The 22,542-nt window shown below is 63.3% G+C and carries 17 protein-coding genes and 1 pseudogene; 10 read left to right on the top strand and 8 right to left on the bottom strand.

Annotated features, from left to right (window positions below; all coding sequences use genetic code 11):
* Positions 1 to 10: 10 nt before the first annotated feature.
* The 5 genes from WN982_RS36600 (at position 11) to WN982_RS36580 (ending at position 9,239) form a co-directional block, all read left to right on the top strand.
* A complete protein-coding gene (locus tag WN982_RS36600; RefSeq protein WP_341316858.1) occupies positions 11 to 2,593 on the top strand; it encodes an FHA domain-containing protein in 2,583 nt (860 codons plus the stop codon).
* Complete coding sequence (locus tag WN982_RS36595) at positions 2,571 to 3,944, top strand: HlyD family efflux transporter periplasmic adaptor subunit (protein ID WP_341316857.1); 1,374 nt, start codon at positions 2,571 to 2,573, stop codon at positions 3,942 to 3,944. The genes WN982_RS36600 and WN982_RS36595 overlap by 23 nt, the downstream gene beginning before the upstream one ends.
* Before the next feature lie 37 nt (positions 3,945 to 3,981).
* Positions 3,982 to 4,734, top strand: coding sequence for a peptidylprolyl isomerase (locus WN982_RS36590; protein ID WP_341316856.1), 753 nt, complete (start codon positions 3,982 to 3,984; stop codon positions 4,732 to 4,734).
* Between the two features lie 90 nt (positions 4,735 to 4,824).
* Positions 4,825 to 7,881, top strand: a complete 3,057-nt coding sequence (locus tag WN982_RS36585) for a peptidase domain-containing ABC transporter (RefSeq protein ID WP_341316855.1) — start codon at positions 4,825 to 4,827, stop codon at positions 7,879 to 7,881.
* Complete coding sequence (locus WN982_RS36580; RefSeq protein ID WP_341316854.1) at positions 7,878 to 9,239, top strand: sigma 54-interacting transcriptional regulator; 1,362 nt, start codon at positions 7,878 to 7,880, stop codon at positions 9,237 to 9,239. The genes WN982_RS36585 and WN982_RS36580 overlap by 4 nt, the downstream gene beginning before the upstream one ends.
* 16 nt (positions 9,240 to 9,255) lie before the next feature.
* Here WN982_RS36580 and WN982_RS36575 read toward each other — a convergent pair whose 3' ends face one another.
* Complete coding sequence (locus tag WN982_RS36575; RefSeq protein WP_341316853.1) at positions 9,256 to 10,026, bottom strand: protein phosphatase 2C domain-containing protein; 771 nt, start codon at positions 10,024 to 10,026, stop codon at positions 9,256 to 9,258.
* Positions 10,027 to 10,031: 5 nt separating this feature from the next.
* Positions 10,032 to 10,319, bottom strand: a complete 288-nt coding sequence (locus tag WN982_RS36570) for a hypothetical protein (RefSeq protein ID WP_341316852.1) — start codon at positions 10,317 to 10,319, stop codon at positions 10,032 to 10,034.
* 440 nt (positions 10,320 to 10,759) lie between these two features.
* Between WN982_RS36570 and WN982_RS36565 the strand changes: the two genes are divergently transcribed.
* Together WN982_RS36565 and WN982_RS36560 are read left to right on the top strand one after the other, a co-directional pair.
* The gene (locus tag WN982_RS36565; protein ID WP_341316851.1) at positions 10,760 to 11,263 is read left to right on the top strand and encodes a lecithin retinol acyltransferase family protein; all 504 of its coding nucleotides are present in this window, start codon (positions 10,760 to 10,762) and stop codon (positions 11,261 to 11,263) included.
* A 30-nt stretch (positions 11,264 to 11,293) separates the two neighbouring features.
* Positions 11,294 to 11,548, top strand: coding sequence for a hypothetical protein (locus tag WN982_RS36560; protein ID WP_341316850.1), 255 nt, complete (start codon positions 11,294 to 11,296; stop codon positions 11,546 to 11,548).
* Between the two features lie 2 nt (positions 11,549 to 11,550).
* On the opposite strand, the gene WN982_RS36555 is transcribed toward WN982_RS36560, so the two are convergent.
* Entirely contained in the window at positions 11,551 to 12,423 is an 873-nt protein-coding gene (locus tag WN982_RS36555; protein ID WP_341316849.1) for a LysR family transcriptional regulator, read from the bottom strand.
* A 99-nt stretch (positions 12,424 to 12,522) separates the two neighbouring features.
* On the opposite strand from WN982_RS36555, the pseudogene bla reads away from it, so the two are divergent.
* Positions 12,523 to 13,453: pseudogene (bla, locus tag WN982_RS36550) on the top strand (class A beta-lactamase).
* Positions 13,454 to 13,530: 77 nt separating this feature from the next.
* Here bla and tehA read toward each other — a convergent pair.
* The 5 genes from tehA to WN982_RS36525 form a co-directional block, all read right to left on the bottom strand.
* A complete protein-coding gene (tehA, locus tag WN982_RS36545; protein ID WP_341316848.1) occupies positions 13,531 to 14,541 on the bottom strand; it encodes a dicarboxylate transporter/tellurite-resistance protein TehA in 1,011 nt (336 codons plus the stop codon).
* Between the two features lie 317 nt (positions 14,542 to 14,858).
* Positions 14,859 to 16,589 carry a tannase/feruloyl esterase family alpha/beta hydrolase gene (locus tag WN982_RS36540; protein WP_341316847.1) on the bottom strand — a complete coding sequence of 577 codons (1,731 nt, stop codon included), beginning with the start codon at positions 16,587 to 16,589 and terminating at the stop codon, positions 14,859 to 14,861.
* A 10-nt stretch (positions 16,590 to 16,599) separates the two neighbouring features.
* Positions 16,600 to 17,739: a porin gene (locus WN982_RS36535; protein WP_341316846.1), complete on the bottom strand. Its 1,140-nt coding sequence runs from the start codon at positions 17,737 to 17,739 to the stop codon at positions 16,600 to 16,602.
* Between the two features lie 61 nt (positions 17,740 to 17,800).
* The gene (gene mhpT / locus WN982_RS36530; RefSeq protein ID WP_341319545.1) at positions 17,801 to 19,012 is read right to left on the bottom strand and encodes a 3-(3-hydroxy-phenyl)propionate transporter MhpT; all 1,212 of its coding nucleotides are present in this window, start codon (positions 19,010 to 19,012) and stop codon (positions 17,801 to 17,803) included.
* 386 nt (positions 19,013 to 19,398) lie between these two features.
* Positions 19,399 to 19,869 carry a MarR family transcriptional regulator gene (locus tag WN982_RS36525; RefSeq protein ID WP_341316845.1) on the bottom strand — a complete coding sequence of 157 codons (471 nt, stop codon included), beginning with the start codon at positions 19,867 to 19,869 and terminating at the stop codon, positions 19,399 to 19,401.
* A 167-nt stretch (positions 19,870 to 20,036) separates the two neighbouring features.
* Between WN982_RS36525 and WN982_RS36520 the strand changes: the two genes are divergently transcribed.
* Positions 20,037 to 20,864, top strand: a complete 828-nt coding sequence (locus WN982_RS36520; RefSeq protein WP_341316844.1) for a p-hydroxycinnamoyl CoA hydratase/lyase — start codon at positions 20,037 to 20,039, stop codon at positions 20,862 to 20,864.
* A gap of 69 nt (positions 20,865 to 20,933) precedes the next feature.
* Positions 20,934 to 22,385, top strand: a complete 1,452-nt coding sequence (locus WN982_RS36515) for an aldehyde dehydrogenase (RefSeq protein WP_341316843.1) — start codon at positions 20,934 to 20,936, stop codon at positions 22,383 to 22,385.
* The last annotated feature ends 157 nt before the right edge of the window (positions 22,386 to 22,542 follow it).

Raw genomic sequence — 22,542 nt, 5'->3', positions numbered from 1 at the left:
TCCAGACAAAATGAACGCCGGCGAAGCTCCGATTGCCGAGGTGCGCACGACCCTGGACGCCGCGTTCGACGTGGTGCTGTCACCGGTTGTGTCCGCGCAGCGTCCCGCGCTCGACGCGATCCGGATCGTCGACAACCTGTTCGCAATCGGGCGCAGCGAGGCGCCGTTTACCGATTACCCGGCTGAGCGGATCACGCGTCTGTCGCGCCGGCATGCGCGGATTTTCACGGAGCACGGCGCCGTCTATGTCGCCGACCTCGGCAGTAAGAACGGCACCACGGTTAACGGCATCGCGGTGCAAAAGACCCCTGCCCGCGTGCGTGCCGGCGACGAATTGTGCTTCGGCGGCGAGCTTTGCTACCGCGTCGGCATCGAGCCGCGCGCGCGTATCGTGGCCGCCGCCAGCGCCGCGCCGGCGCCTGGCTTGCTGCTGGTGCCGCAGCGCGACGATCTCGGACTTCAGCCGATCGACGTGCAGGCGTTCCCGTTTCTCGTCAGCAAAACGGACGAAATCTTCTCGCGCTACAAGGATCGCTATCCGCATCAGGTCAACTACATCTCGCGGCGGCACGCGCACATCTTTCTAAGGGGCGGCGAGCTATACGTAGAGGATCTCGGCAGCACCAACGGCACATTTGTCGGTGGAAAACGGCTCGACGAATCGGCGCTGCCGCTTGCCGACGGCGACCTCGTTGCATTTGGCGGCGACCACTTCGTCTACAGGGTGACGCTGAAAAAAGCCCCTGAAGTCGAGCCGACCGTGACCCAGCTATTTCTGAATCCCGCCATCGACGAGGCTGCCGATACCGACAAGACCACGTTCGTTGCCGCCGCGCATTCGTTCCTCGATATCTTTTGCGTCGACCCGGGACTACAACGCGAAGACGAGGTCAACGAGGCGGCGCAAGCCACGGCGGCGCATGCGAAACGCGACACGGCCACCGGCGGGGCGAACGGAACCAACGGCGCTAGCGGTACCCATGGGTCGAACGGCGCCAGCCACACCGGCGCTGCGAAGGGCAGGCAGCAGCGTCGGCGTCTGCTGGCGGCCGAACTCCGCAAGGCCTTCGCGGGCGGCGACCGCACGACTGTGCGGCGGGTGGCGTGGTGGGGCGGCGCGGGTGCCGCCGTGCTGGTGGCCCTGGCGCTGACGCTCTACATGCGGGGTTCGTCGGAGCGCGAATTGAGAAACTTACTGGCGAGCGGCGACTACACGAGTGCGATCGCGGTGGCGAACGGCTATCTGACGCGCCATCCCGCCGATGCGCAGGTCAGGACGCTGGCGAGCGAAGCGCTGCTGAAGGCGAAGGTCCCCGGCTGGCTGAATGCGCTGCAAAAGGCGCAGTTCGGACAGGCGGACACGCTGCTCGTGGAGATGAAATCGTTGAGCGCGAACAACGCGGACGCCGCGTCGCTGGTCGGCGAATTGCAATGGGTCGGCGATCTGGAGCGCTTCGTGGTCGGACGGGGCGGCGTGGACGCGCCGATCCGGATGTACGCGGACGAAGCTACCATCCACAGCTTGCTGCAACGCTGGGACGACGACGCAAAAAATCACCAGCGCGCGCTCGACCGTATCGCGTCATACGTGCCCCTGTTCGCGGAGCCGTATGCGCAGGCGCTGAGTCATCTGCGCAAACTGGAAAGCGACGACTCGGTGTACCTCGCTGCCATCGACCGGCTCAACGCGACGATTCGCACCGAACTGGCGCGCGACAAACCCGACGCACTGCCGCCGGTGTTCGACGATTACGCGCAGCGTTATCCGCGTCTCGCGGGCCTCGACCGGCTACGCGAAGATTTGCGCCAATACGCGAATGTGCTGAACGCCGCGCTCGGCCGCCAGCTGACGCCGCTGCTGTCTTTGCTGAAGACCGCGCATTTCAGCACGCCGCCGTTTCAGGCGCAGTTTCAGCAACTGGCCGCGAGCCGCCTGCCTTCGGCGGACGTGATCCAGCGTCATGACGCCGTGACCGCGGCATGGCTGCGCGGTGACGCGCAGCAGGCGCTGGCCGGTTTGCAGGCGATGCCCGCCGGTCCGTGGTCCGACGTTCTCGCGGCGGAGCTGGCGCACAAGAAAACGCTGCTCGATCAATTCGCCGACTTGCAAAAAAACCGGAGTGGCAACGGTTACGACGAACGGCTGCTGTCGTTCTACGCCAGCCTCGATCCGGCGGCGGATGCGTGGTTCGTGCAATCGATCCAGAAGGACGTGTCGGCCTTGCACGACAAGGCGCTGGCCCGCGCGCAGGGTCTGTTGCTGCGTGCGCAGAGTCTCTGGAAGCAATACCGCGCGAATGGTTCGATCGGCGGCACGCAACGGCTCGAAGCGGGGATTTCGGCCGGTTTCCGCAGCGAGGCGCGTTTGTTGTCGGATGCGCAGGCTGCCGCGCAACAGGGCATGCGCATCTATACGCAGTTGAAGGCGGATCATCCGGCCGACTTCGACCGGCTGCTCGCGGATATCGAAGCCGAAGCGAATTTGCAGCGCCGCTCGCTGACCGAGCTGCGCATGGTGCTGGATCCCGGGTTGTTGAAGGCGAAGCTGGCGTTGATCGGAGGCGAGCAGAGTGAAGCGCGACAGTCACCCTAGACCGTTGTCGGAGGCGCTGGAGGACCACAGCGTCGAAGGCATCGCGATCCTGACCGCCGAACCGGTGCGGCTCGCGCGCGCGCTGATCTGGGCGATGGCCGGGCTGGTGGTGGCCGGCCTGCTGTGGTCGTTCGTCGGCCGCGCGGATGTGATCGTCAGCGCGCAAGGGACTTTGTCGCCGGACTCGGAAGTGCGCCGCATCTATGCGCCGATCGACGGCGAACTCGCCGATCTGTACATCGCCGAAGGGCAGCCGGTGCAGAAGGGCGACGTGCTGGCGCGGCTTAACGCACGCGGCGCGATCGAAGCGGCCAGCAACGCGCTGCAAGCGCAGCTCAAGCTCGAAGACGCCGAGCGCGACTGGAAGCAGTTCCCCGAGAAGAAGGCGCTGATGGAGCGTAAGGCAGCCGCGCTGAAGGCGCAGATCGAAGTGGAAGCGCGTCAGCACGAAAACCGCGTGTCCGAGGGCACGACCAAGCTCGCCGAAGGGCAGAAAGCCGAACTCGACCAGGCGCGCAGCGTGCTCGACAACGCCCGCCGCACGCGCGAGGCAGCGCGCCAGGAACTGGACAGGTACTCGCGCCTGTTCGCACAGCCGGGCGGCGGCGGCATCGCCGAACTTCAGGTGGAGCAGAAACGAACCGCCGCGATGGAAGCGGACAACGCCTACCGCGTCGCGCAATCGAAACTCGCAGAACTGGATTTCCGCTTGAGCCACGAATATGCGCTGGCCAACGCGCAACTCGAAACCAGCGGGCAGCAGACCACCGACCTGCAACTCCAGTACGACTCCGCGGTACGCGATATCACCGACGCGGAAGACAAGGTGCGCCTGCAATTGCAAACCGCGCGCCTCGTGGCCGAAGCCGCCGCGCGGATTCGCTTCGAGAACATCGACAAAGACAACTTCCTGCTGATTCTCGCGCCGGTCTCAGGCGTTGTCACCGATGTCACCTCGACACAACGCGGCGACAAGATCCAGGCGAACGCGCCGCTCGGCGGCATCGCGCCGAAGGATGCGCAGCCCGTGCTGAAGATCGAGATCGCCGAACACGATCGTGCGTTTCTGCACGAGGGCTTGCCGGTGAAGCTGAAGTTCAGTGCGTTCCCCTACCAGCGTTACGGATTGATCAAAGGCACGCTTGTCTACATTTCGCCGGCGACCAAACCTTCCGCGCAGGACAAGCAGCCGGTGTACGAAGGCCGCGTCATGCTCGAAGACAAGTCCTATCAGATCGCCGGCACCCGTTACCCGTTGCGCTATGGCATGACCGCGAGCGCGGAGATCGTGGTGCGCGAGCGGCGCCTGATCGACCTCGGACTGGACCCGTTCAGGCAGGTTGCCGGCTGATAACGCAGCTCACACGTCAATTAAAGGAGCGGATGACATGACCGCGATAGTGCGAATCGATGAAGAAGTCGTGGACGTTGCCGAGTTCATTCGTCTTCTGAAATTGACCGGCCAGTTCGAGAGCCTGATCGAGCAGATCGTGCGCGACAAGCTCACGGTGCACGCGGCGAAGAAGCAGGGCATCGTTGTGACAGCGGACGAAATCCAGCAGCGCGCCGATCAATTCCGCCGCGTGCGCGGTTTGCATCGCGCGACGGACATGAATCAGTACCTCGATGTGCTCAACGTGAGTCTCGACGAATTCGAAGCGTTCATCACCGACGGGCTGTATCAGGAAAAGATGCTCGACGTAGTCGGCAACGAGGCGGCGATCAAGGACTACTTCGCGCTGAATTCGCCGAAGTTCGACGCGATCGAGGTGAGCCATATCGTGCTCGACAGCGAGGGCAAGGCGAAGGAAATGATTTCCTATCTGCACGACGATCCGGACAGCTTCGCCGACATGGCGCGCGAGCATTCGATCGCCGATACGCGCGAAGCCGGCGGTGTGATCGGCAAGGTGTTGCGCGGTTCGCTGAAGCCGGATATCGAGGCGAAGATTTTCAACGCGGCGGTGGGCGATCTGCTCGGGCCGTTTCCGTCGGCGGACCGCACGTGCTTCGAGATTTTCGCCGTGACAGCCAAGTATCCGGCGACGCTCGATGCGGACGTCGCCTCTGAAGTGAAGCGTCTGCTGCGCGAGAGCTGGCTAATTGCGCGCGCGCAGGAACATGTGATCGAAGCGCGATAACCTAAAGGCCAACGCCAACGCCAACGCCAACGCCAACGCCAACGCCAACGCCAACGCCAACGCCGACGCCGAATCGAGGTCGAGAAGCACATGGATGCACCCCAGACCGCGCCGTCCGCTGCCGAGTTTCTGACCTCGGTGGAGATTCTTTCGCCGTTTTCGCGCGACGAGATCGAACGTCTTGCCGAATATGCGCAAGCGCGCTTCTATTCGTTCGGCGAAACGGTGTGCTCCGCAGGCGAGGCGGCCGACGGTTTGTACGTGGTTCGTTCCGGTTCCGTGCGCATTTTCACCGAGGAACACGGCAAGGAAACCAGCATGGGCGTGCGCAAGGCCGGCGAGATCTTCGCCGACATCGCGATGTTGCGTGCCTATGTGCACGAAGCGTCGGTGCGGGCGTCGGCGAAAACCGAGCTGCTGTTCATTCCACGCGCCGCGATCGAGCCGGTGATCGCCGGTAATCAAGCCGCGCAGGCGTTTATCGCGAGCTATGTGGCGATCAATTCGGCAGGCGGTTTCGTCGCGCAGCTGTTCGATCTGCGCGGCAAGCTGAACAAGGCGGAACTCGAAGAATATGTGCGCAGCGTCGGCGTAAAACGCGTGGCCGCCGGCAAGGAGATTCTCAAGCAGGACGGGCGCGACGACCGGCGGCTCTATGTGGTGCGGCAAGGGCAAGTGCGCATCGTGCGGCATGAGGAAGGCCATGACTACACGCTCGCTACGCTAGACCAGGGCGAAATCTTCGGCGAGAAAGCGTGTTTGATGCGCCAGGAACAGATGGCTTCGGTGGTGGCAACGACCGATACGCGGTTGCTGGTGATTCCCGAGCGCACTGTCCACTTCATCCTCGAACGCAATCCGAAGCTGCGCGAAGTGCTCGACGAGCGGATTCGTTACGGCGACCGTGAACTGCAGCGGCAAAAGCGGCTCGAACAGCGGCGCAAATTGCCGCTGATGCTCGATTTGCAGACCAAGCCCGAGTTCGGGGAAAAGGTCATCAAGCGCTTTGCGCTGGTCGAGCAGGCCGAGGAAATGGATTGCGGCGCCGCGTGCCTCGCGATGGTGTGCCGTCACTACAGCATTCCGATGACGCTCGGCAAACTGCGCGAACTCGCCAACGTCACGACTCAGGGCGCAACCCTCGACAGCCTCGCGCGCGCCGGCGAATCGCTCGGTTTCACCGCGCGCGGCGTGCAATGCACCTTCGACTCGTTGCGCGGCTTTGACCTGCCGTTCATCGTGCATTGGGAGGGCTACCACTACGTCGTGGTGTACGGAGTCTCGAAGGACTATGTATGGGTCGCCGACCCGGCGCTCGGCTTCAGAAAAATGGCGGTTGAAGATTTCGAGCGTGGCTGGAGCGGCACCTGCCTGCTGTTTACCGGTGGCCCGAATCTGTTGCAGATGTCGGCTTCGCGTTCGCCGTGGATACGCTTTGTCGGCTACCTCAGGCCGTACAAGAAAATTCTTGGGCACTTGTTCCTCGCCACTTTCGTCATTCAGGTGCTCGGCGTGATTCCGCCGCTGATCATCCAGAACATTCTCGACGGCGTGATCGTGCATCAGAACGTGAGCCTGCTGCATCTGCTGATTGCCGGCCTGATTATTTCGAGCGTGTTTTCGCAATTGATGTCGTCGATTCGTGCGTATCTGGCGAATTTCATGGTGCGCAACATGGACTTCTCGATGATGTCGCAGTTCTTCAGGCACACGATGTCGCTGCCGTTCTCGTTCTTCGCCAAGCGCAAGACCGGCGACATTTTCGCGCGCTTCCAGGAGAACCAGACGATCCGCGCCTTCCTCACCGAATCCACCGTGACCACCGCGTTGAATCTGCTGATGGTGTTCATCTACTTCACGATCATGTTCGTCTACAACGTGAAGATGACGCTGGTGCTGATCGCGTTCGTCATTCCGATCATGGCGCTGACGGCACTGGCCACGCCGAAGATCAAGAACTACGCGCGCGAAGTATTCACCGCCTCGACTGATTCGAAGGCGTTTCTGATGGAAGCGCTCGCGGGCGCGGAAACCGTCAAGGGCATGGGTATCGAACGGCCGGTGCGGCTGCGCTGGGAAAAGAAGTACGCGAAGGCGCTCGAGGTTCAGTATCGCGCGCATGCATTCAATATTCTCGTCGGGCTCGGCAGCCAGCTGCTGAACGCCGCGACCACGATCGCGATTCTCTGGGTCGGCGCGAATCTGGTGCTGGCGCGCGAAATGACGATTGGTCAGCTGATTGCGTTCAACGCGTTCATGGGCAGTGTGCTGGGTCCGCTGATGGGGCTGGTCGGCTTGTGGAGCATGTTGAACGACGCGGGCGTCGCAATGGAGCGGCTCGGCGACGTGCTCGATATCGAACCGGAGCAGAAGCCGGAGGATTTGCCCTCGCGCGTGATGCTGCCCGAACTGCAAGGTGAAATCAGCCTTAACGGGGTCTATTTCCGCTACGGCGACAACGACTCCGCCTATGTACTCGAAAATATCAGCTTTGACATCAAGCCCGGCGAGCTGGTGGCCATTGTGGGCCGCAGCGGCTCGGGCAAGACCACGCTCGCCAAACTGCTGGTCGGCTTCTATGCGCCGACCGAAGGCAAGATGACCATCGACGGCTACGATCTCGGCGTGGTCGATAAGGCGTATTACCGGGCACAGATCGGCTACGTGATGCAGAGCAATCTGCTGTTTTCCGGCACGATTGCCGAGAACATCGCGAGCGGCGACGACGCGCCCGAACGGCGCCGCATCGAAGAAGTCGCGAAGATGGCCGACGCGCACGCGTTCATCAGCAAGATGCCGCTCGGTTACGAGCAGATTGTCGGCGAACGCGGCATTGGTTTATCCGGCGGGCAGATTCAGCGCCTGTGCATCGCGCGGGCCTTGTATCACGATCCGCGTCTGCTGGTATTCGACGAAGCCACCTCCGCGCTGGACTCGCAATCGGAAAGCAATATCCTCGGCAATATGCACGACATTCTGAAGGGCCGAACCGCGGTGATCATCGCGCATCGGCTCAGCACGATCATGCGCGCGGACAAGATTCTCGTGCTGTATGAAGGTGCGATTGTCGAGCAGGGCCGGCACGATGAACTGATCCAGCGTGGCGGCATGTACTACCAGCTGGTCCAGAAACAGTTGAGCGCGTGATGAAGATACTCGACCAGATTGAAGAGGCCAGCCCGGCGATTTCGTACGCGGGCCTGATCGAGCGGATCGAGATTTTGCGCTCGACGCTGCGCTGGTCGTCGCGGCTTGAGCGCGCCGACATCGACAAGCTGCTCAGGCAGGCCACTTCGCTGCGTGACGAGGTGATGCAGCTTTCGCACAAGGAGCGCTTCGTGCAAGCCGCGACGGCCGCCGAGCCCGCGCATGTCGATCAATCGCGCGGCGCGCGCAGAAGAGCCTTGCTCGAGCGCAGCTTCATTTTCGAGGGTACGTTCGGCGACAATCCGCGTCTGCTCGAATCGCTCGAAATCGCCGAAAAAGCGGCGCCCACCGACCTGCCGGTGCTGATCGACGGCGAAAGCGGCACCGGCAAGGAGCTGATGGCGAAGGTGATTCACGCGAACGGCGGGCGGCCGGACAAGCCGTTTATCTCCGTCAACTGCGGCGCGATTCCCGACAATCTGCTCGAGTCGGAATTATTCGGACATCGCAAGGGCGCGTTCACCGGTGCATCGGGCGACCGCAAAGGCAAGTTCGAAAGCGCGCATACCGGCACGATCTTTCTCGACGAAATCGGCGAGTTGCCGCTGGCCGGCCAGGTGAAGCTGTTGCGCGTGCTGGAGGCGCATGAGATTCAGCGCGTGGGCTCCGACGAAACGATTGCCGTCGATACGCGCATCGTCGCGGCGACCAATCGCAATCTGCGGCAACTGAGCGAGGAGGGCAAGTTTCGCGAGGACCTGTTCTACCGGCTCAGCGTGATTCACGTCACACTGCCGCCGCTGCGCGAGAGACGCGACGAGATTCCGCTGCTGATTGCATGGTTCGGCGACGAGGCCGCCGGCACGCTGAAGCGCCGGCCCGTGCGATTGACGCCGCGGCTGCGCGACTTTCTGCTCAACTATGCCTATCCGGGCAATATCCGCGAGCTGCGCAACGTGATGTATCGCGTGTCGTGCCTCGCCGGCGACATGGCGGATATCGATCATCTGCCGGTGGATATGCGGCCGGCTGCGCCCGGTTCGGCCGGGGCGGCTGCCAATGCAGGAACTACGGCTGGCGGCCACGAACAAATCAGCGTGGCGAATCTGATGTCGCTGAGCGACGCCAAGCGGGCCGCCAGCGACGATGCGGAAAAAGCGTTCCTGGAGCGCGGCCTTCGCGAAGTGAGCGGCACGGTCGCCGAACTGGCCCGGCGCATCGACATGAACCGCTCGCATCTGCAAATGCTGCTGAAGAAGCATGGCTTGCATTCGAAAGACTTTCGCAACCGGAACTCGCCGCCGCCCGGCAACAACGGTGCCGACGACGACGGTGAAGAAGAGGGTAGCGATAGTTGACGCCGCACCCACGCCATCAAGGCGCCGGGTTGAGCAGCGTTTTGTCAGACGCGTTGAGATCCTCGGCCTGCACCACCACGGCGGTGATGTTGTCGCGCCCGCCGCGCGCGAGCGCCAGTTCGACCAGTTCTTCGGGGGCGCGCTTGCACTCCACCGTGGTCAGCACGGCGAGCATTTCCTCATCGGTGACTTCGTTGCTCAGGCCGTCGCTGCATAGCAGGAAGACGTCGCCGTCCGCGACTTCGATGACATCGTCGTCGAGTTCGAGCCGGTCCGTGGCGCCGACGGCGCGCGTAATCATGTGCTGAGCCGGATGGTGCCGCGCCTGTTCGTCGGTGATGACGCCTAGCGATTTGAGTTCTTCTATCTGGCTATGGTCGCGCGTCAGTTGCCGCAATTGCCCATCACGATGCAGATAGAGACGGCTATCGCCCGCCCACAGATAACCGCAGAAGCGGTCGCACGCGAGCAGCACGATCACGGTGCTGCCGATTCGCTGCACTTGGCGGCGCGCCGCTTCGTTCCTGAGTTGGCGGTTGGCCTTTTGCAGCCGGACGCGCGCGTCGGCGATCAAGGCTTTCATGCCCACCGGCGGCGGGAGCCTGCTCAACGTATCGATCACCAGCCGGCTCGCCAGATCGCCGACCGCGTGCCCGCCCATGCCGTCGGCGACGGCCCAACGCCCGAGTTCGGGCTGGTCGAGGCAGGCATCTTCGTTGATTTCGCGGACGCGTCCGACGTCGGAACGCGCGGACGACGTCCATCGAAATTGGCTCGCACAGGTCACAACGTCTACACCGTATCGTTTCTGCTGCGTGCGTCGGGAGAGACACTGATGTTCGAGTTCGCGCCGGTGTTGCGGACATCGACCGACTGGAACTGGTTGATCATCTGGTTAGCATAGAAGTTGTTCGAGACCTCGTACAGGTTGACGACCGGTCCGATGCTAGGTGTTTCCCGCACATAGGGCTGAATCCAGCCGTACACCCACGGCGCACCGCCGCCGCCGCGAATCGCCGCCATCGCTTTACGGTCGAGCGCGAGGTTCAGCGTCAGGTCATTCACTGTGATTGAAGCCATGTCGATCTCCGGTTGGCCTCCCGGGGGGCGGCGCGCGGTTAAAAAAGAAGCTGAACGAGATGGTGCAAGTGGCATGCCAATTTGCGGCTGGCGCGCGCGGTTTGTCGTAACGCGTTGATTGGGCGGCGATTCCGTTCGATCGGACCCGCGCCGTACGTTCAGATCGACGCGCAGAGGTCGGGTTGCAGCCAACAGCGGCGGCCTCAGACCGGTGCTGTACCCAACACATTGGCAAGGCCTGCCGCTCGTTTATCGACGACCGAAAATGATCGCCGGGCGCCAACACTTCGACGCGAAATCTGTCGGCTGACGGCGCACACCTGCTTGATTTCCGAACCCTCGAAAATGCCGATTCCCCCGTAAACAAAGGCTTTGCGGCCCATGGCCCGGATGATGCGAAAGACCTCGCAACAGTGTTGGATATTGAACCGAGGCCAGCCATGAACACCAACCTTCTTCAGACGAACGTCGAACGGCGCAGCGAAGGCCGCAACGATACGTCGACCATCGACCTGCCGATCGGCGCGCATCTCGTGACGCAACGCAACGGTTACGAACACCACGGCATTTATGTCGGCAACGGCCGGGTGGTGCATTACGCCGGTTTTGCGAACTCGGCGCATCGCGGTCCTGTGGAAGAAGTCGAACTGGCGCGCTTCGCCGCCGGCCATCCGCTGTCGGTTCGCACGACACCCTGCGCGCGCTACCAGGGCGACGAAGCCGTGCGCCGCGCCCGCTCCAGGCTCGGCGAGAACCACTATCGGCTCCTGACCAATAACTGCGAGCACTTCTGCGCGTGGTGCCTGCTCGGCGAAAGCCGCAGCGAACAGGTGCATTGCTGCCTGACCCATCCGCGCACCGGCATGCATGCGCTGCTGTGTCTGGTGAAGGCTTTTGTCGAAAGTGGTGCGAAGGGTCGTCAGATCGCTGCGCACGCTGCCTGAGTGAGTGGAACGAGATTCAAGGAGAACATCATGGTTGCCGCTGAAAAGACCTTGCACTGGGCCGTCGATAAATGGCTCGCACCGACACCGTCGATGCCCGCGCGTGTCGTGCAGTTTTGCCACAGCAAGATGCAGCATCAGCGCTATGTTTGCGTGGAGGCACTACGCCCAGGCGGACTGCTGTCGATCTTCTTCTTTCGTCACGACGACGGTTCGTGGAACGTGTTCCCGCCGCAAGCGGAGCGGCCCGCAATGAACGGCCATCGCCGTACGGCGGCTTGCTAGTCTCACGTTTGCGTGGCCGCTTCCTTGACGATCCACTGACTGAACAGCAGCATCGCCGGCGTCATTGGCCTGGCCTTCAACCACGTCAGCCAATAGCTGCCGGCATGCACCTCCACGTCGAACGGGCGCACCAGACGGCCCGTGTTCAACTCGTGATCGAACATCAGCGCAGGCGCCAGCGCGATGCCCGCGCCCTGCATCGCCGCTTCCACCATTAATCTCGACGAATCGAACACCGGCCCGCGGATCGGCCGCGGCGGAATGCCGCCGGCGGCGAACCAGTTGATCCAGTCGTCCGCGCGATACGAACGCAGCAAGGTTTCATTCGCGAGATCGGCCGGCGCACGCAAACGCGCGGCGATCTCCGCCGTGCACAGGATCGCGAGCGGCGCGTCGAGCAGCCGGGTGGCGAGCGAACCGGGCCACGTGCCGTCGCCGAAACGAATCGCGAAGTCGAGGCCTTCGGTGGCGAGATCCACCAGGTTGTTGTTCGTGAGAAGCCGCAGTTCGACAAACGGATGCGCGTCGCGAAACGACTTGAGCCGCGGCATCAACCAGCCGACCGCGAACGTGCCCACCACGCCGACCGTCAACACCTCGTGAAAGTGGCCGCCTTCGAATTGCTTGAGCACGGCCTCGATGCGATCGAACGCATCGGTCAGTACCGGACGCAGCGCGAGGCCTTCGTCGGTCATCGCCAGTCCGCGCGGCAGGCGCTTGAAGAGTGCGCTGCCCAGCCGCTCCTCGAGCGCTCTGACCTGCTGGCTCACGGCTGCCTGAGTCACGTTCAGTTCAAGCGCCGCGCGAGTGAAGCTCAGATGGCGCGCGGACGATTCGAAGGCGCGCAGCGCGTTCAACGGTAGATACGGACGCATAGCGGAGGCATAAGATTTTCTTGTGAGTCGACTAACTTATCATCGTTTGTCAGCGCGCGCCGAAAACCCGATAGTTGCGGCTTTACACAAGGAGCGGCGATGATCGCAAGGCGAAAGTTTACGTGCGCAGTGCTGGGTGTTTCGATAGCTGGGGTTGCGCTTGGATCGGTTGGGGCATTCGGGAAGGTGGTGAAAGCGAGCGCGCAAGGAGGCATTTCAGCGAGGGCCGACGACATCCGCCAGCGGCTCGCGCAAATCGAAGCCGAAACCGGCGGGCGCTTAGGCGTTGCAATACTCGACACAGCTTCCGGATTACATGCCGGCGCGCGGATGGACGAGCGCTTTCCGATGTGCAGTACGTTCAAGCTGCTGGCGGCGGCAGCCGTGCTGACGCGCAAAGACCGTGGGCAGGAGGATCTGCAGCGGCGCATCGTATTCTCCGAGGGCGACCTTGTGCCGTACTCGCCGGTGACGAGCGAACACACCCGTGAGCGGACCGGCAGCGCGGGCATGAGCGTCGCTGACTTGTGCATGGCGGCGATAACCCGCAGCGACAACACGGCGGCCAATCTGCTGCTGGCGAGCATCGGCGGTCCGACGGGTTTGACCTCGTTCGCCCGCAGCATCGGCGATGGCATCACGCGTCTTGACCGTATCGAGCCGACGCTGAACGAAGCGATTCCCGGCGATCCGCGCGACACCACCACACCGAATGCGATGCTCGGCAATCTGCGCGAGCTTTTGCTGGGCGAGCGTTTGTCCGCGTCATCGCGTGAGCAACTGGTGGCATGGCTCGTCGCCAACCAGACGGGCGGCGAACGGATTCGCCTGAAGCTGCCGAAGGATTGGCGCGTCGGCGACAAAACCGGCACCGGCGATTACGGCACCGCGAACGATGTGGCGATTCTTTGGCCGCGCCGGACGCGCGCCGGTTCTCGTGTCGGTCTATCTCACCGGAACGAGTGGCGAGGCGGCGCGCAATAACGCTGCGATTGCGAGCGTGGGGGCACTGGTGTCAGCGTCGATTTGACGGTTTCGTTTATCGTGATGGCGCTGCATTGATGAAATTCTGCGAAACGCCTTAAGCTTCTCGCAGAATTCGCAGGCTTAGCTAGCGCGTGCGATGCGCGAGTCCGCTGTTACCCGCTCAGCAGCTTGGGCCGCCGGGGCGGTGGGAAACAATTTGCCGCGCAGCAGCAATTCGAGCGTCTTTACCGCCAGCACGCCGATTATCAGATTCGCGGCGACGAAGAGAACCGGTGCGACCCATTCAAGCGGCCCTGCTGCGCCGCGTTCGACCATCCGCATGGCCATCGTCGGCAACGCGCCCACGCCGAAACTGAAGGCCCAATAACCCGGCACGAAGGCTTGCCGGCGAATCCACGGCAGCAGACGCAACAGCAGCAACGCCTGGTACAGTCCATAACCGAGCAGGATCAGCGCGAACAGGTCGGGTGCGCCGGTGGTCAGGCTCAGGTAGGTCACACCGCCCACCACCGGCGGCGCGAGTTGTACGCCGAGGATCGGACGCAAGGCTTCCGGCAGCGGTTCATGTACGGCGGCGCGGTGCAGGATCAACGATTCGATTGCGAGCCACAACAACAGGCCGGCGCCGAAGAACAGCCCGCCGAGCTGATGAAAGCCAAAGGCGGCGGCCGCGGTGCCCGCGACGAAGCTCGGCGCCACGGTCGGCAGGTAAATGGCCGGCGTGATCAGTTCCGGTTTGCGTCCGCCTTGCCAGAGCCGTCCTTGCAGAAAGATGCCGAGCGCAAGCTGGACGACGGCTGCTACGCCGAACAGCGCAAGCGCGGCGGTGTGCGCGTACGGTTGCAGGAGCTGCGCCGCGAGCATGCTGGAAACCGGTCCGAGCGCGGCAAACGACGATTGCACAGGATGCTGCATTTCCGCACGAGCGTCCGCCGCGCGCGTCAGCCACTTATGCGCGTAGGCCAGCAGAATGACCAGCCACACGGCGAGCGCCGCGACGGTCAGCACTTCCGTTGCGCCGGCGGGCAGATGCCAAACCCTGATTGCGACGCGCCACATATTGGCGAACGCCAATGCGCCCACTGCGATACTGAAGAAAGCAACTGGAATTGAACCACGCTTGCTGTTCATCACCGACCCTCCGAGAGTTGCGTCGCGCGCCGATGTATTGGCTTTGCGCGCTCGATGACGCACTGTAGGGCGCAGTGGCAAAACGGTGAATGCGGGCAAGGCTCAACAAATCGCGCGATCGTCTCAAGGTGGAATCGCCGGCCGGACGGACGGTTCTGAACGGGACGATCGGAATCGCCGTCCAGCGCGACGCACAGGTGTAGCACCGGCATGACGGGCCGAGGCGCAATCGGCGCGTGTGCGGTCCGCTGTCCGGAAGCGCCCCCCGCGCGTTTCGAGCGCAAGTCGCGCGCGGGGAAGGTGTGCTTACAGCACGCTCAGCTACAAACGAAACTGCTCGCCGCATTCACGTCGCCGCCTTTATACCGAGCCACTTTCGGATACGCGCACAACGGCCGCGTACGTCCCGCGCCCCAGTCAGCCGGCACATCCGCGTTCGGGACGGCATTGCTCGCATCGCGCGCGGTGGCGATCACGCCGTCCGGGGCCTTGCCCTGTTCGACCCACGCAATCATCGGTGTGAGCAGGTCGAACTGGTCGGTGCTCGGACCACCGGAGCAATGGTTCATGCCCGCGATCGTATAGAGCCGCGCGAAGTTCGACGCGTCGCCGCCGTTGGCCGCCATGAGCCGCTGATACCAGTCGGTCGTATCGTTCGATGAAAACACCGGGTCGCTCGTGCCGTGATACACGATCAGCTTCGCGCCGCGCTGCTTCAATGCGCTGAGATTGGTCTCGTCGGGCGGTGTCATGAACGACCACGCGGACTCGCTATAGACGCCGCCGGTGGCGAAGATTTTCGGTGCGTCCGTGTCCATGCTGAAGTTCAGCGCGTACGCGGACAACTGGCTCAACACCGAAGCGCTTTGCGGCGGCGTGGTGAACGTGAACGCGGCAGCCGCCGGATCGAGTGTGATCGAGTTTGACTGTTTCCACGCCGACCAGCCCTGGCCGAGACCGGCATCGTACGGGAAGCTCGCATATAGCGCGTTGCCGGTGCTATCGCGTGCGCCTGAGAAGACGTTGCCGATCGCGTCCTTCTGCGCGCTCGTCAGACAGGTTCCGTCGCGCACGTTGCCTGTGCAGGTGGGGACGTCGGCCGCGAGACTGAAGTTTGCCTGGCATGCCTTGATATCCTGGATCAGACCGTCGCTAACGCCATCGAGTGCGTCGCATTTGGCCAATATCCTCGACGCCACCATCTGACGTTCGGCGGCCGTAAAACCGGTCTTGATGTCAGGCAGGCCGTTTGCCGTAGTGGCGGTCGCCACCTTCGCCAATTGCTGCGCGCTCCACATTTCTCCAACCGCCGCCTTAGGCAGATGGAAGCCGGGATCGCCGGCAATGATGCCGTCGTATTGCGCCGACGAACGCGCCGCGGCCACCAGCGCATGGCGGCCGCCGTTGGAGCAGCCGTCGAAGTAGCTGCGGTCCGGTCCCTTGCCGTAAGCGAGTTTGATCACTTGCTTGGCCATCGGCGTGAGCGTGGCGACCGCGTTGTAGCCGTAGTCGATTCGCGCCTGTGGGTCGAGGCCGAAGAGCGGATTCTGCGCCGCGCTGTGTCCCGCATCCGAACTGATCACCGCAAAGCCCATGTTGAGGGCGTTGTCGGTCGGGCCGCCGCCGCCGATTACGCCAGTCGCCGTCACGATATTGCCGTCGAGGCCGCCGTTGGCCTGATAAAAGAAGCGGCCGTTCCATGCAACCGGCAGGCGCATCTCGAAGCCGATTGCGTAAGTCTTGCCGTCGACGCTGCTGACCCGCTGATTCATGCTGCCCTGGATCAGGCAATGTTTGGCGATCGGTTTGCCTGCCACGGTGAGCGTGCCTGCTGCGACGTCCGTCACCGAAGTGAAGACGGTGTTGGCGAACGTGAGCTTTGAGCCGAGCGCCGCACAACTGCCTGCGAGCGCGCCGGGCGTGGCCGCATTCAGTTGCGGCAGCGCGCTGACGCTGCTGGTGTTATTGCCGTCGCTGACATCGTTGCCGCCGCACGCGGCGAGCGTAAGCGCCGCCGCGGCTGCCAGAGCGATGGATGTGCACTTCATGCGCTGTCTCCTAGAACGAATGACGAATGCCGAGCATCACGCCGGTCTGGCCGGTGCCTGCTGTGGGTGTCGTGCCGCCTCCGCCGGCGCTGACCGAGTAGCGCGCCTTCGCGCTGTTGGCGAGATACGAGCCCTGCGCGTAGACCGCGGTGCGCTTGCTGAGGAGGTAGGTGGTGCGCAGCGTGCCCATCGTGGCGCGCGTGTCGTGATCGCTATTGGTGATGTGATAGACCTCGCCGTCGACGATGAAAGCGGGTGTCACAAAGTACGAAGCGCCGACGAAGAAGAGATTCGAGCGGACATCGGCGATCGCAGCCGAGAGCGGTTCGACGCGGCGATTGAGCCAACCCGCGCCGATCTTTGCGCGGCCGATATTCGCGTAAGCGCTGACGTGCGTGCGGATGTCCTTGTCGGCGGCGCTCGTGAGTGGAGTGGGGGCGACGCCGTCGAAGAAATTCGCCGCCGCGGTGCTGCCACCGCGCTGTTCTTCATACGACGCGGCAATGCCGAACATCGGTGCGTCGTACTTGAGCATCACGGACCACTCGCGGCACTCGGTGGCGTGCCCGGCCACCGAGCCGGTGCAGGTGCCCTGGCCTGGCGAGTTGCCGGTGCCCGCCGAGTCGCGGCCGAACGAATAGTTCGCGCCGAGCGTCACGCCGGCATAGGTGCCGATGTAGGTCATTGAGTTGTCGGCACGGGCGTTCGGCACATAGGCGTCGAGCGAACCGAGGCCGTAAATGTCCGGGCCGATCAGGTCCGCGCCCATCAGCGCGAGGTACGTCATCGTGTACTGGCGTCCGAACGAGAGCGTGCCGTACGGACTCTTGACGCCGACGAATGCCTGGCGCCCGAACAATCGCCCGCCTTGGCCGAGGTCGCCGGCGCGCACGTTGAAGCCGCTTTCCAGCGTGAATATCGCGCTATAGCCGCCGCCGAGATCTTCATTGCCGCGCAAACCCCAGCGCGAAGGCAGTTCGCCGGTGACCGACGGCATGCGGAAAACGCCTTTGCCGGCGGCGTTCGCGTGCGATACATATTCGATGCCGGTATCGATGATCCCGTAGAGCGTCACGCTCGATTGAGCCGCTGCGGCGCCGCTGAAGGCGCACAGCGCGCCGCAAAATAGAAGACGTGCGGATGCTTGCATGAAAGGTGTCTCCAAACCGTTGATTGAATGTGTTGTTGTCGTTGGTTCTTGATGTGGCCGATCAGTCTTCGGCGCGCGGACGGCGCAACAGCAGCAATGCGGCGGCGGCTGCGATCAGCGTGACGGGAATGCTCGCGCTGATGACCGTCGACGAACTACGGCCCATTGCCAGCAATTGACCCGCCGCAAGCGGCCCGACCACCGAGCCGATGCGGCCCACCGCGACTGCCGCGCCGACGCCGGTGCCGCGCATCGCGGTTGGATAGAACGCCGCCGAAAGTGCGTACAGCACCGATTGCCCGCCGATCACGAACATTCCCGCGAAGAACGCGGAGGCTGCGAGCGCGCCGAATCCGGGCGCCATCGAGAGCGCCGCGAGCGACGCGATGATGCCGATATACATGCCCGCGACGACGACGCCCGAGCGCATCCGGTCCATCAGCATGCCGATGCATAACGCGCCGATCCCGCCGCCGATGTTGAAGAAGATCTGCACGTAGCCGACTTGCGTGCGAGTCAGGCCGCTTGCTGCCATCAGCGACGGCAGCCAGTTGAGCAGGAAGTAGAGGACGATCAGCGTGCAGAAGTAGCTGACCCAGATTTGCACGGTCGACAGGCCGCGCGTGCCGCCGAACAGGATTTCGCCGACCGGAGCGGGCTTCGCGTGGCCGTCATGCGAGGCCTTCGTGAACGCTTTCGAATCCGCGAGGAACACGAGCAGCAACGGCACCAGCACCAGCGGCCCCGCGCCGCCGACGTAGAAGATATGACGCCACTCGGTATCGCCCGCGCTCAGCACGCCGATCACCGAAGCAATCACGCCGCCGAACGGAATGCCGCAATACATCACACTCACCGCGGTGCTGCGCGAACGTGGCTCGACCGCCTCCGACGACAAGGCGATCAGGTTCGGCAACGCACCGCCGAGACCAACGCCGGTCAGCACACGCACGATCACCAGTGTGTGAAAGTCGTTCACCAACGCGGTCGCGATCGACAGCAAACCGAACAGGCACGCGGACATCACCAGGACGCGCTTGCGGCCGATCCGGTCTGCGAGCCGTCCGCCGAACACCGCGCCCGGCAGCAAACCGAAGGTGCCGGCGCTGAACGCGAGGCCCATTTGCGCGACCGATAAACCGAACTCGCGCGCCATGCGCGGTGCGGCGACGCCCACTGATTGCAGGTCGAGTCCTTCGAGCAGCGCGATCGCAAAGCACAATCCGAGGGTGACAGCGGCGTTTGTCCGGCCGGATGTCGCCGATCCAGGCAGGCCGTCTGGCGAGCTTAGTGTTCCGGTTCTTTTCACGTTAGTGATCCTTATTAAAATGCGTGGTTTTCCGGTGTTGCTGAAAAGCAGGGGATGCAGTGTCGCCGCAGAGGCGGTCGTGCTTGCCCGGCGCCTGGTAGCCAGGCGGCCTCAGCGAAGCGGGATTCAGATCGCCATCGAGCTCACGATGGGATGCTTGTGGACAGCCCAGCGAACACCGCAGCGCGCGGCGCATCGGTTTGATGCCCACGTTGCTGTCCGTTTGCCTCGAAGCGATGCAGCGCGTCTCCACACGCGGCACCGTGGACTGGATTTAATATCAGGTAGGCTGATAACACAAGCTCAATCGCTTCGGTGAAAACACCTAGCAATTCGCAAACGCAGGAATGTCAGCCGCGCAGGTTGCGCACGAAAGTTTCGAGGTGGTTTTGCACCGCACCGGCCGTTTCGAGCTCGATGCCTTCCATCATCTGCCGTTCGATCGCGCGCACGGCCTGCTCGCACTCGCGCAGCACGGCGCGCCCCTGATCTGTCAGTTGCAGCAGCACGATGCGGCCGTGGGTCGGATCCGGCTCGCGGCTCACCCAGCCGCGGCTCGCCATTGCGTTCATCACTTCATTGGCGGATTGCGGCGTGATGAACGAGCGCTCGGCGAGCTGTGCATTGGACGCCTGCCCTCTCGTTTCGAGGACGGAAAGCGCGGTGAATTGTGCGAGCGTCAAACCAAGCGGCGCGAGCGCTTCGGTCATGCGGCGCCGCAGAATGCGGTCGAGACTGCCGATCACGTAGGTCAGCCGCAAGTTGGCGCGGCGGGTACGCGCAGCAGCGGGTTCGGCAAGCGGATTTTGATTTTTGCTCATTGGGCGCAAGAGGTTTGGTCTATCCCGCATCTTAGCGCGCTTGCCCGCCGGTTTCGCCGATAGGGGTTTGCACCAAGCTCGCGACATTCCGCTTTACATATCAGGCAACCTGATATTAAATGCGCTCATCAGGCCGCCGTCGCGGCCAACGTTCACGGAGAATGCAGATGAGTTATGAAGGCCGCTGGAAAACCGTCAAGGTCGATGTCGCGGATGGCATTGCATGGGTGGCGTTCAATCGTCCCGAGAAACGCAATGCAATGAGCCCGACGTTGAACAAGGAAATGATCGAGGTCCTTGAAGCAGTGGAACTGGATGCCGAAGCGCAGGTTCTCGTGCTGACAGGCGAAGGCGATGCCTGGACCGCCGGCATGGATCTGAAGGAATATTTTCGCGAAGTCGACGCCGGCCCGGAAATCCTGCAAGAAAAGATTCGCCGCGATGCATGCCGCTGGCAATGGCAACTGCTGCGCATGTACGCGAAGCCGACCATCGCGATGGTCAACGGCTGGTGCTTCGGTGGCGGATTCTCGCCTTTGGTGGCGTGCGATCTCGCGATCGCCGCGGACGAAGCCGTGTTCGGGTTGTCGGAGATCAACTGGGGCATTCCGCCGGGCAACCTGGTGAGCAAGGCGATGGCCGACACCGTGGGGCATCGTCAGGCGCTTTACTACATCATGACCGGCGAAACGTTCACGGGTCCGGAAGCGGCGCAAATGGGCCTCGTCAACAAGAGCGTGCCGCGCGCCGAGTTGCGCGAAGCCACGCGCGTTCTCGCGGCGAAACTCCTCGATAAAAATCCGGTGGTGCTGCGCGCGGCCAAGCACGGCTTCAAACGTTGCCGTGAACTCACATGGGATCAGAACGAAGACTACCTGTACGCCAAGCTCGATCAGGCGCAATTACGCGACCCCGAGGGTGGCCGGGAGCAGGGCCTGAAGCAGTTCCTCGATGACAAGGCAATCAAGCCGGGTCTGCAATCCTACAAACGTTGATCTATTACGCACGCTGAAGCGCGTTCAAGCAGATTCACGCGAGAGAAGACAAGCGAGGAGACGAGAAACATGCATGAAGTGACCCTGTTGATCGGCGGCGAGAACCGCGGCGCATCGGACGGCAAGACCTTCGAGCGGATCAATCCCGCGAGCGGCACGGCCGCCTCGCGCGCGGCGGCCGCGACGTTGGCCGACGCGGACGCCGCGGTCGAAGCCGCAGCGCGCGCATTCCCGGTCTGGTCGGCCTTGGCGCCGACTGAACGCCGCAAGCGTCTGCTGGCGGCGGCCGACCTGATGGACGCCCGCACGGGCCAGTTCATCGAAACCGGCGTAGCTGAAACGGGCGCGATGCCCAACTGGTACGGCTTCAACGTCATGCTGGCCGCCAACATGCTGCGCGAGGCCGCTGCCATGACGACCCAGATCGACGGCGACGTGATTCCGTCGGACGTGCCGGGCAGTCTCGCGATGGCAGTGCGCCAGCCGTGCGGCGTGGTGCTCGGCATGGCGCCATGGAATGCACCGGTGATCCTCGGCACGCGGGCGATCGCGATGCCGCTCGCCTGTGGCAATACGGTCGTGCTCAAGGCCTCGGAGGGTTGTCCGGGCGTGCATCGGTTGATCGGCAGTGTGTTGCAGGAGGCCGGTCTCGGCGACGGCGTGGTGAACGTCATCACGCATTCGGCGGCGGATGCCCCTGCGATCGTCGAGCGTCTGATCGCCCATCCGGCGGTGCGGCGGGTCAACTTCACCGGTTCGACGCGCGTCGGCCGCATCGTCGCGCAACATGCCGCGCAGCATCTGAAGCCGGCCTTGCTCGAACTCGGCGGCAAGGCGCCCGTGGTGGTGCTCGACGATGCCGATCTGGATGCGGCAGTGGCCGGCATCGCGTTCGGCGCATTCTTCAACCAGGGGCAGATATGCATGTCGACGGAACGCGTGATCGTCGACCGCAAGATCGCCGATGCGCTGGTCGAGAAGCTCGCGGCCAAGGCGCGAACCTTGAAGGCGGGCGATCCGGCCGCGGCGGATTCGGTGCTCGGCGTGCTGGAGAGTGCGGCGGCCGCGCGGCGCATCAAGGCGCTCGTTGAAGATGCGCATGAGAAGGGCGCGAAGCTGCCGGTCGGCTGCTCGGTTGAAGGCGCCGTGATGCAGCCGGCGATCGTCGACGGCGTGACGCGTGAGATGAAACTGTATGCCGAGGAATCGTTCGGCCCGGTGGTGACGGTGCAGCGCGTGGACGGCGACGAAGAAGCGATTCGTGTCGCGAACGACAGCGAATATGGTCTCTCCGCAGCCGTGTTCAGCCGCGACGTAGCGCGGGCGCTGAATGTCGCGAAACGCATCGAATCGGGCATTTGCCACATCAACGGACCGACCGTGCACGACGAAGCGCAGATGCCGTTCGGCGGCGTGAAGAAGAGCGGCTATGGGCGTTTCGGCAGCAAGGCGTCGATTGCCGAATTCACCGACCTGCGCTGGATCACGATCCAAACCGGACCGCGGCACTATCCCATCTGATCGTCCGCTTCACGGGCGTCAGTGATGGACTAAAGAAGGTTGCTCCGCCGCGTAGAGCGGAGCGCCCGACGCCGTCGCAAGGCGGCGCGCAGGCAGCTTTCCAAGGAGACAGGCTTTGCATTCCGAGCCGAGACAATCGAGCACCCCCGGCGCGCAT

The sequence above is a fragment of the Paraburkholderia sp. IMGN_8 genome (assembly GCF_038050405.1).
In the GTDB taxonomy this organism is placed as follows: Bacteria; Pseudomonadota; Gammaproteobacteria; order Burkholderiales; family Burkholderiaceae; genus Paraburkholderia.
Note: the sequence above shows the minus strand (reverse complement) of the source record. Positions and strands in the feature narration are given on the sequence as shown.

Coding starts and splice junctions, on each gene's coding strand:
- WN982_RS36570 (WP_341316852.1), bottom strand. CDS start 10,319: ATGGCTTCAATCACAGTGAATGACCTGACGCTGAACCTCGCGCTCGAC.
- WN982_RS36520 (WP_341316844.1), top strand. CDS start 20,037: ATGAGTTATGAAGGCCGCTGGAAAACCGTCAAGGTCGATGTCGCGGAT.
- WN982_RS36585 (WP_341316855.1), top strand. CDS start 4,825: ATGGATGCACCCCAGACCGCGCCGTCCGCTGCCGAGTTTCTGACCTCG.
- WN982_RS36540 (WP_341316847.1), bottom strand. CDS start 16,589: ATGAAGTGCACATCCATCGCTCTGGCAGCCGCGGCGGCGCTTACGCTC.
- WN982_RS36600 (WP_341316858.1), top strand. CDS start 11: ATGAACGCCGGCGAAGCTCCGATTGCCGAGGTGCGCACGACCCTGGAC.
- WN982_RS36535 (WP_341316846.1), bottom strand. CDS start 17,739: ATGCAAGCATCCGCACGTCTTCTATTTTGCGGCGCGCTGTGCGCCTTC.
- WN982_RS36515 (WP_341316843.1), top strand. CDS start 20,934: ATGCATGAAGTGACCCTGTTGATCGGCGGCGAGAACCGCGGCGCATCG.
- tehA (WP_341316848.1), bottom strand. CDS start 14,541: ATGAACAGCAAGCGTGGTTCAATTCCAGTTGCTTTCTTCAGTATCGCA.
- WN982_RS36525 (WP_341316845.1), bottom strand. CDS start 19,869: ATGAGCAAAAATCAAAATCCGCTTGCCGAACCCGCTGCTGCGCGTACC.
- WN982_RS36555 (WP_341316849.1), bottom strand. CDS start 12,423: ATGCGTCCGTATCTACCGTTGAACGCGCTGCGCGCCTTCGAATCGTCC.
- WN982_RS36565 (WP_341316851.1), top strand. CDS start 10,760: ATGAACACCAACCTTCTTCAGACGAACGTCGAACGGCGCAGCGAAGGC.
- WN982_RS36590 (WP_341316856.1), top strand. CDS start 3,982: ATGACCGCGATAGTGCGAATCGATGAAGAAGTCGTGGACGTTGCCGAG.
- WN982_RS36560 (WP_341316850.1), top strand. CDS start 11,294: ATGGTTGCCGCTGAAAAGACCTTGCACTGGGCCGTCGATAAATGGCTC.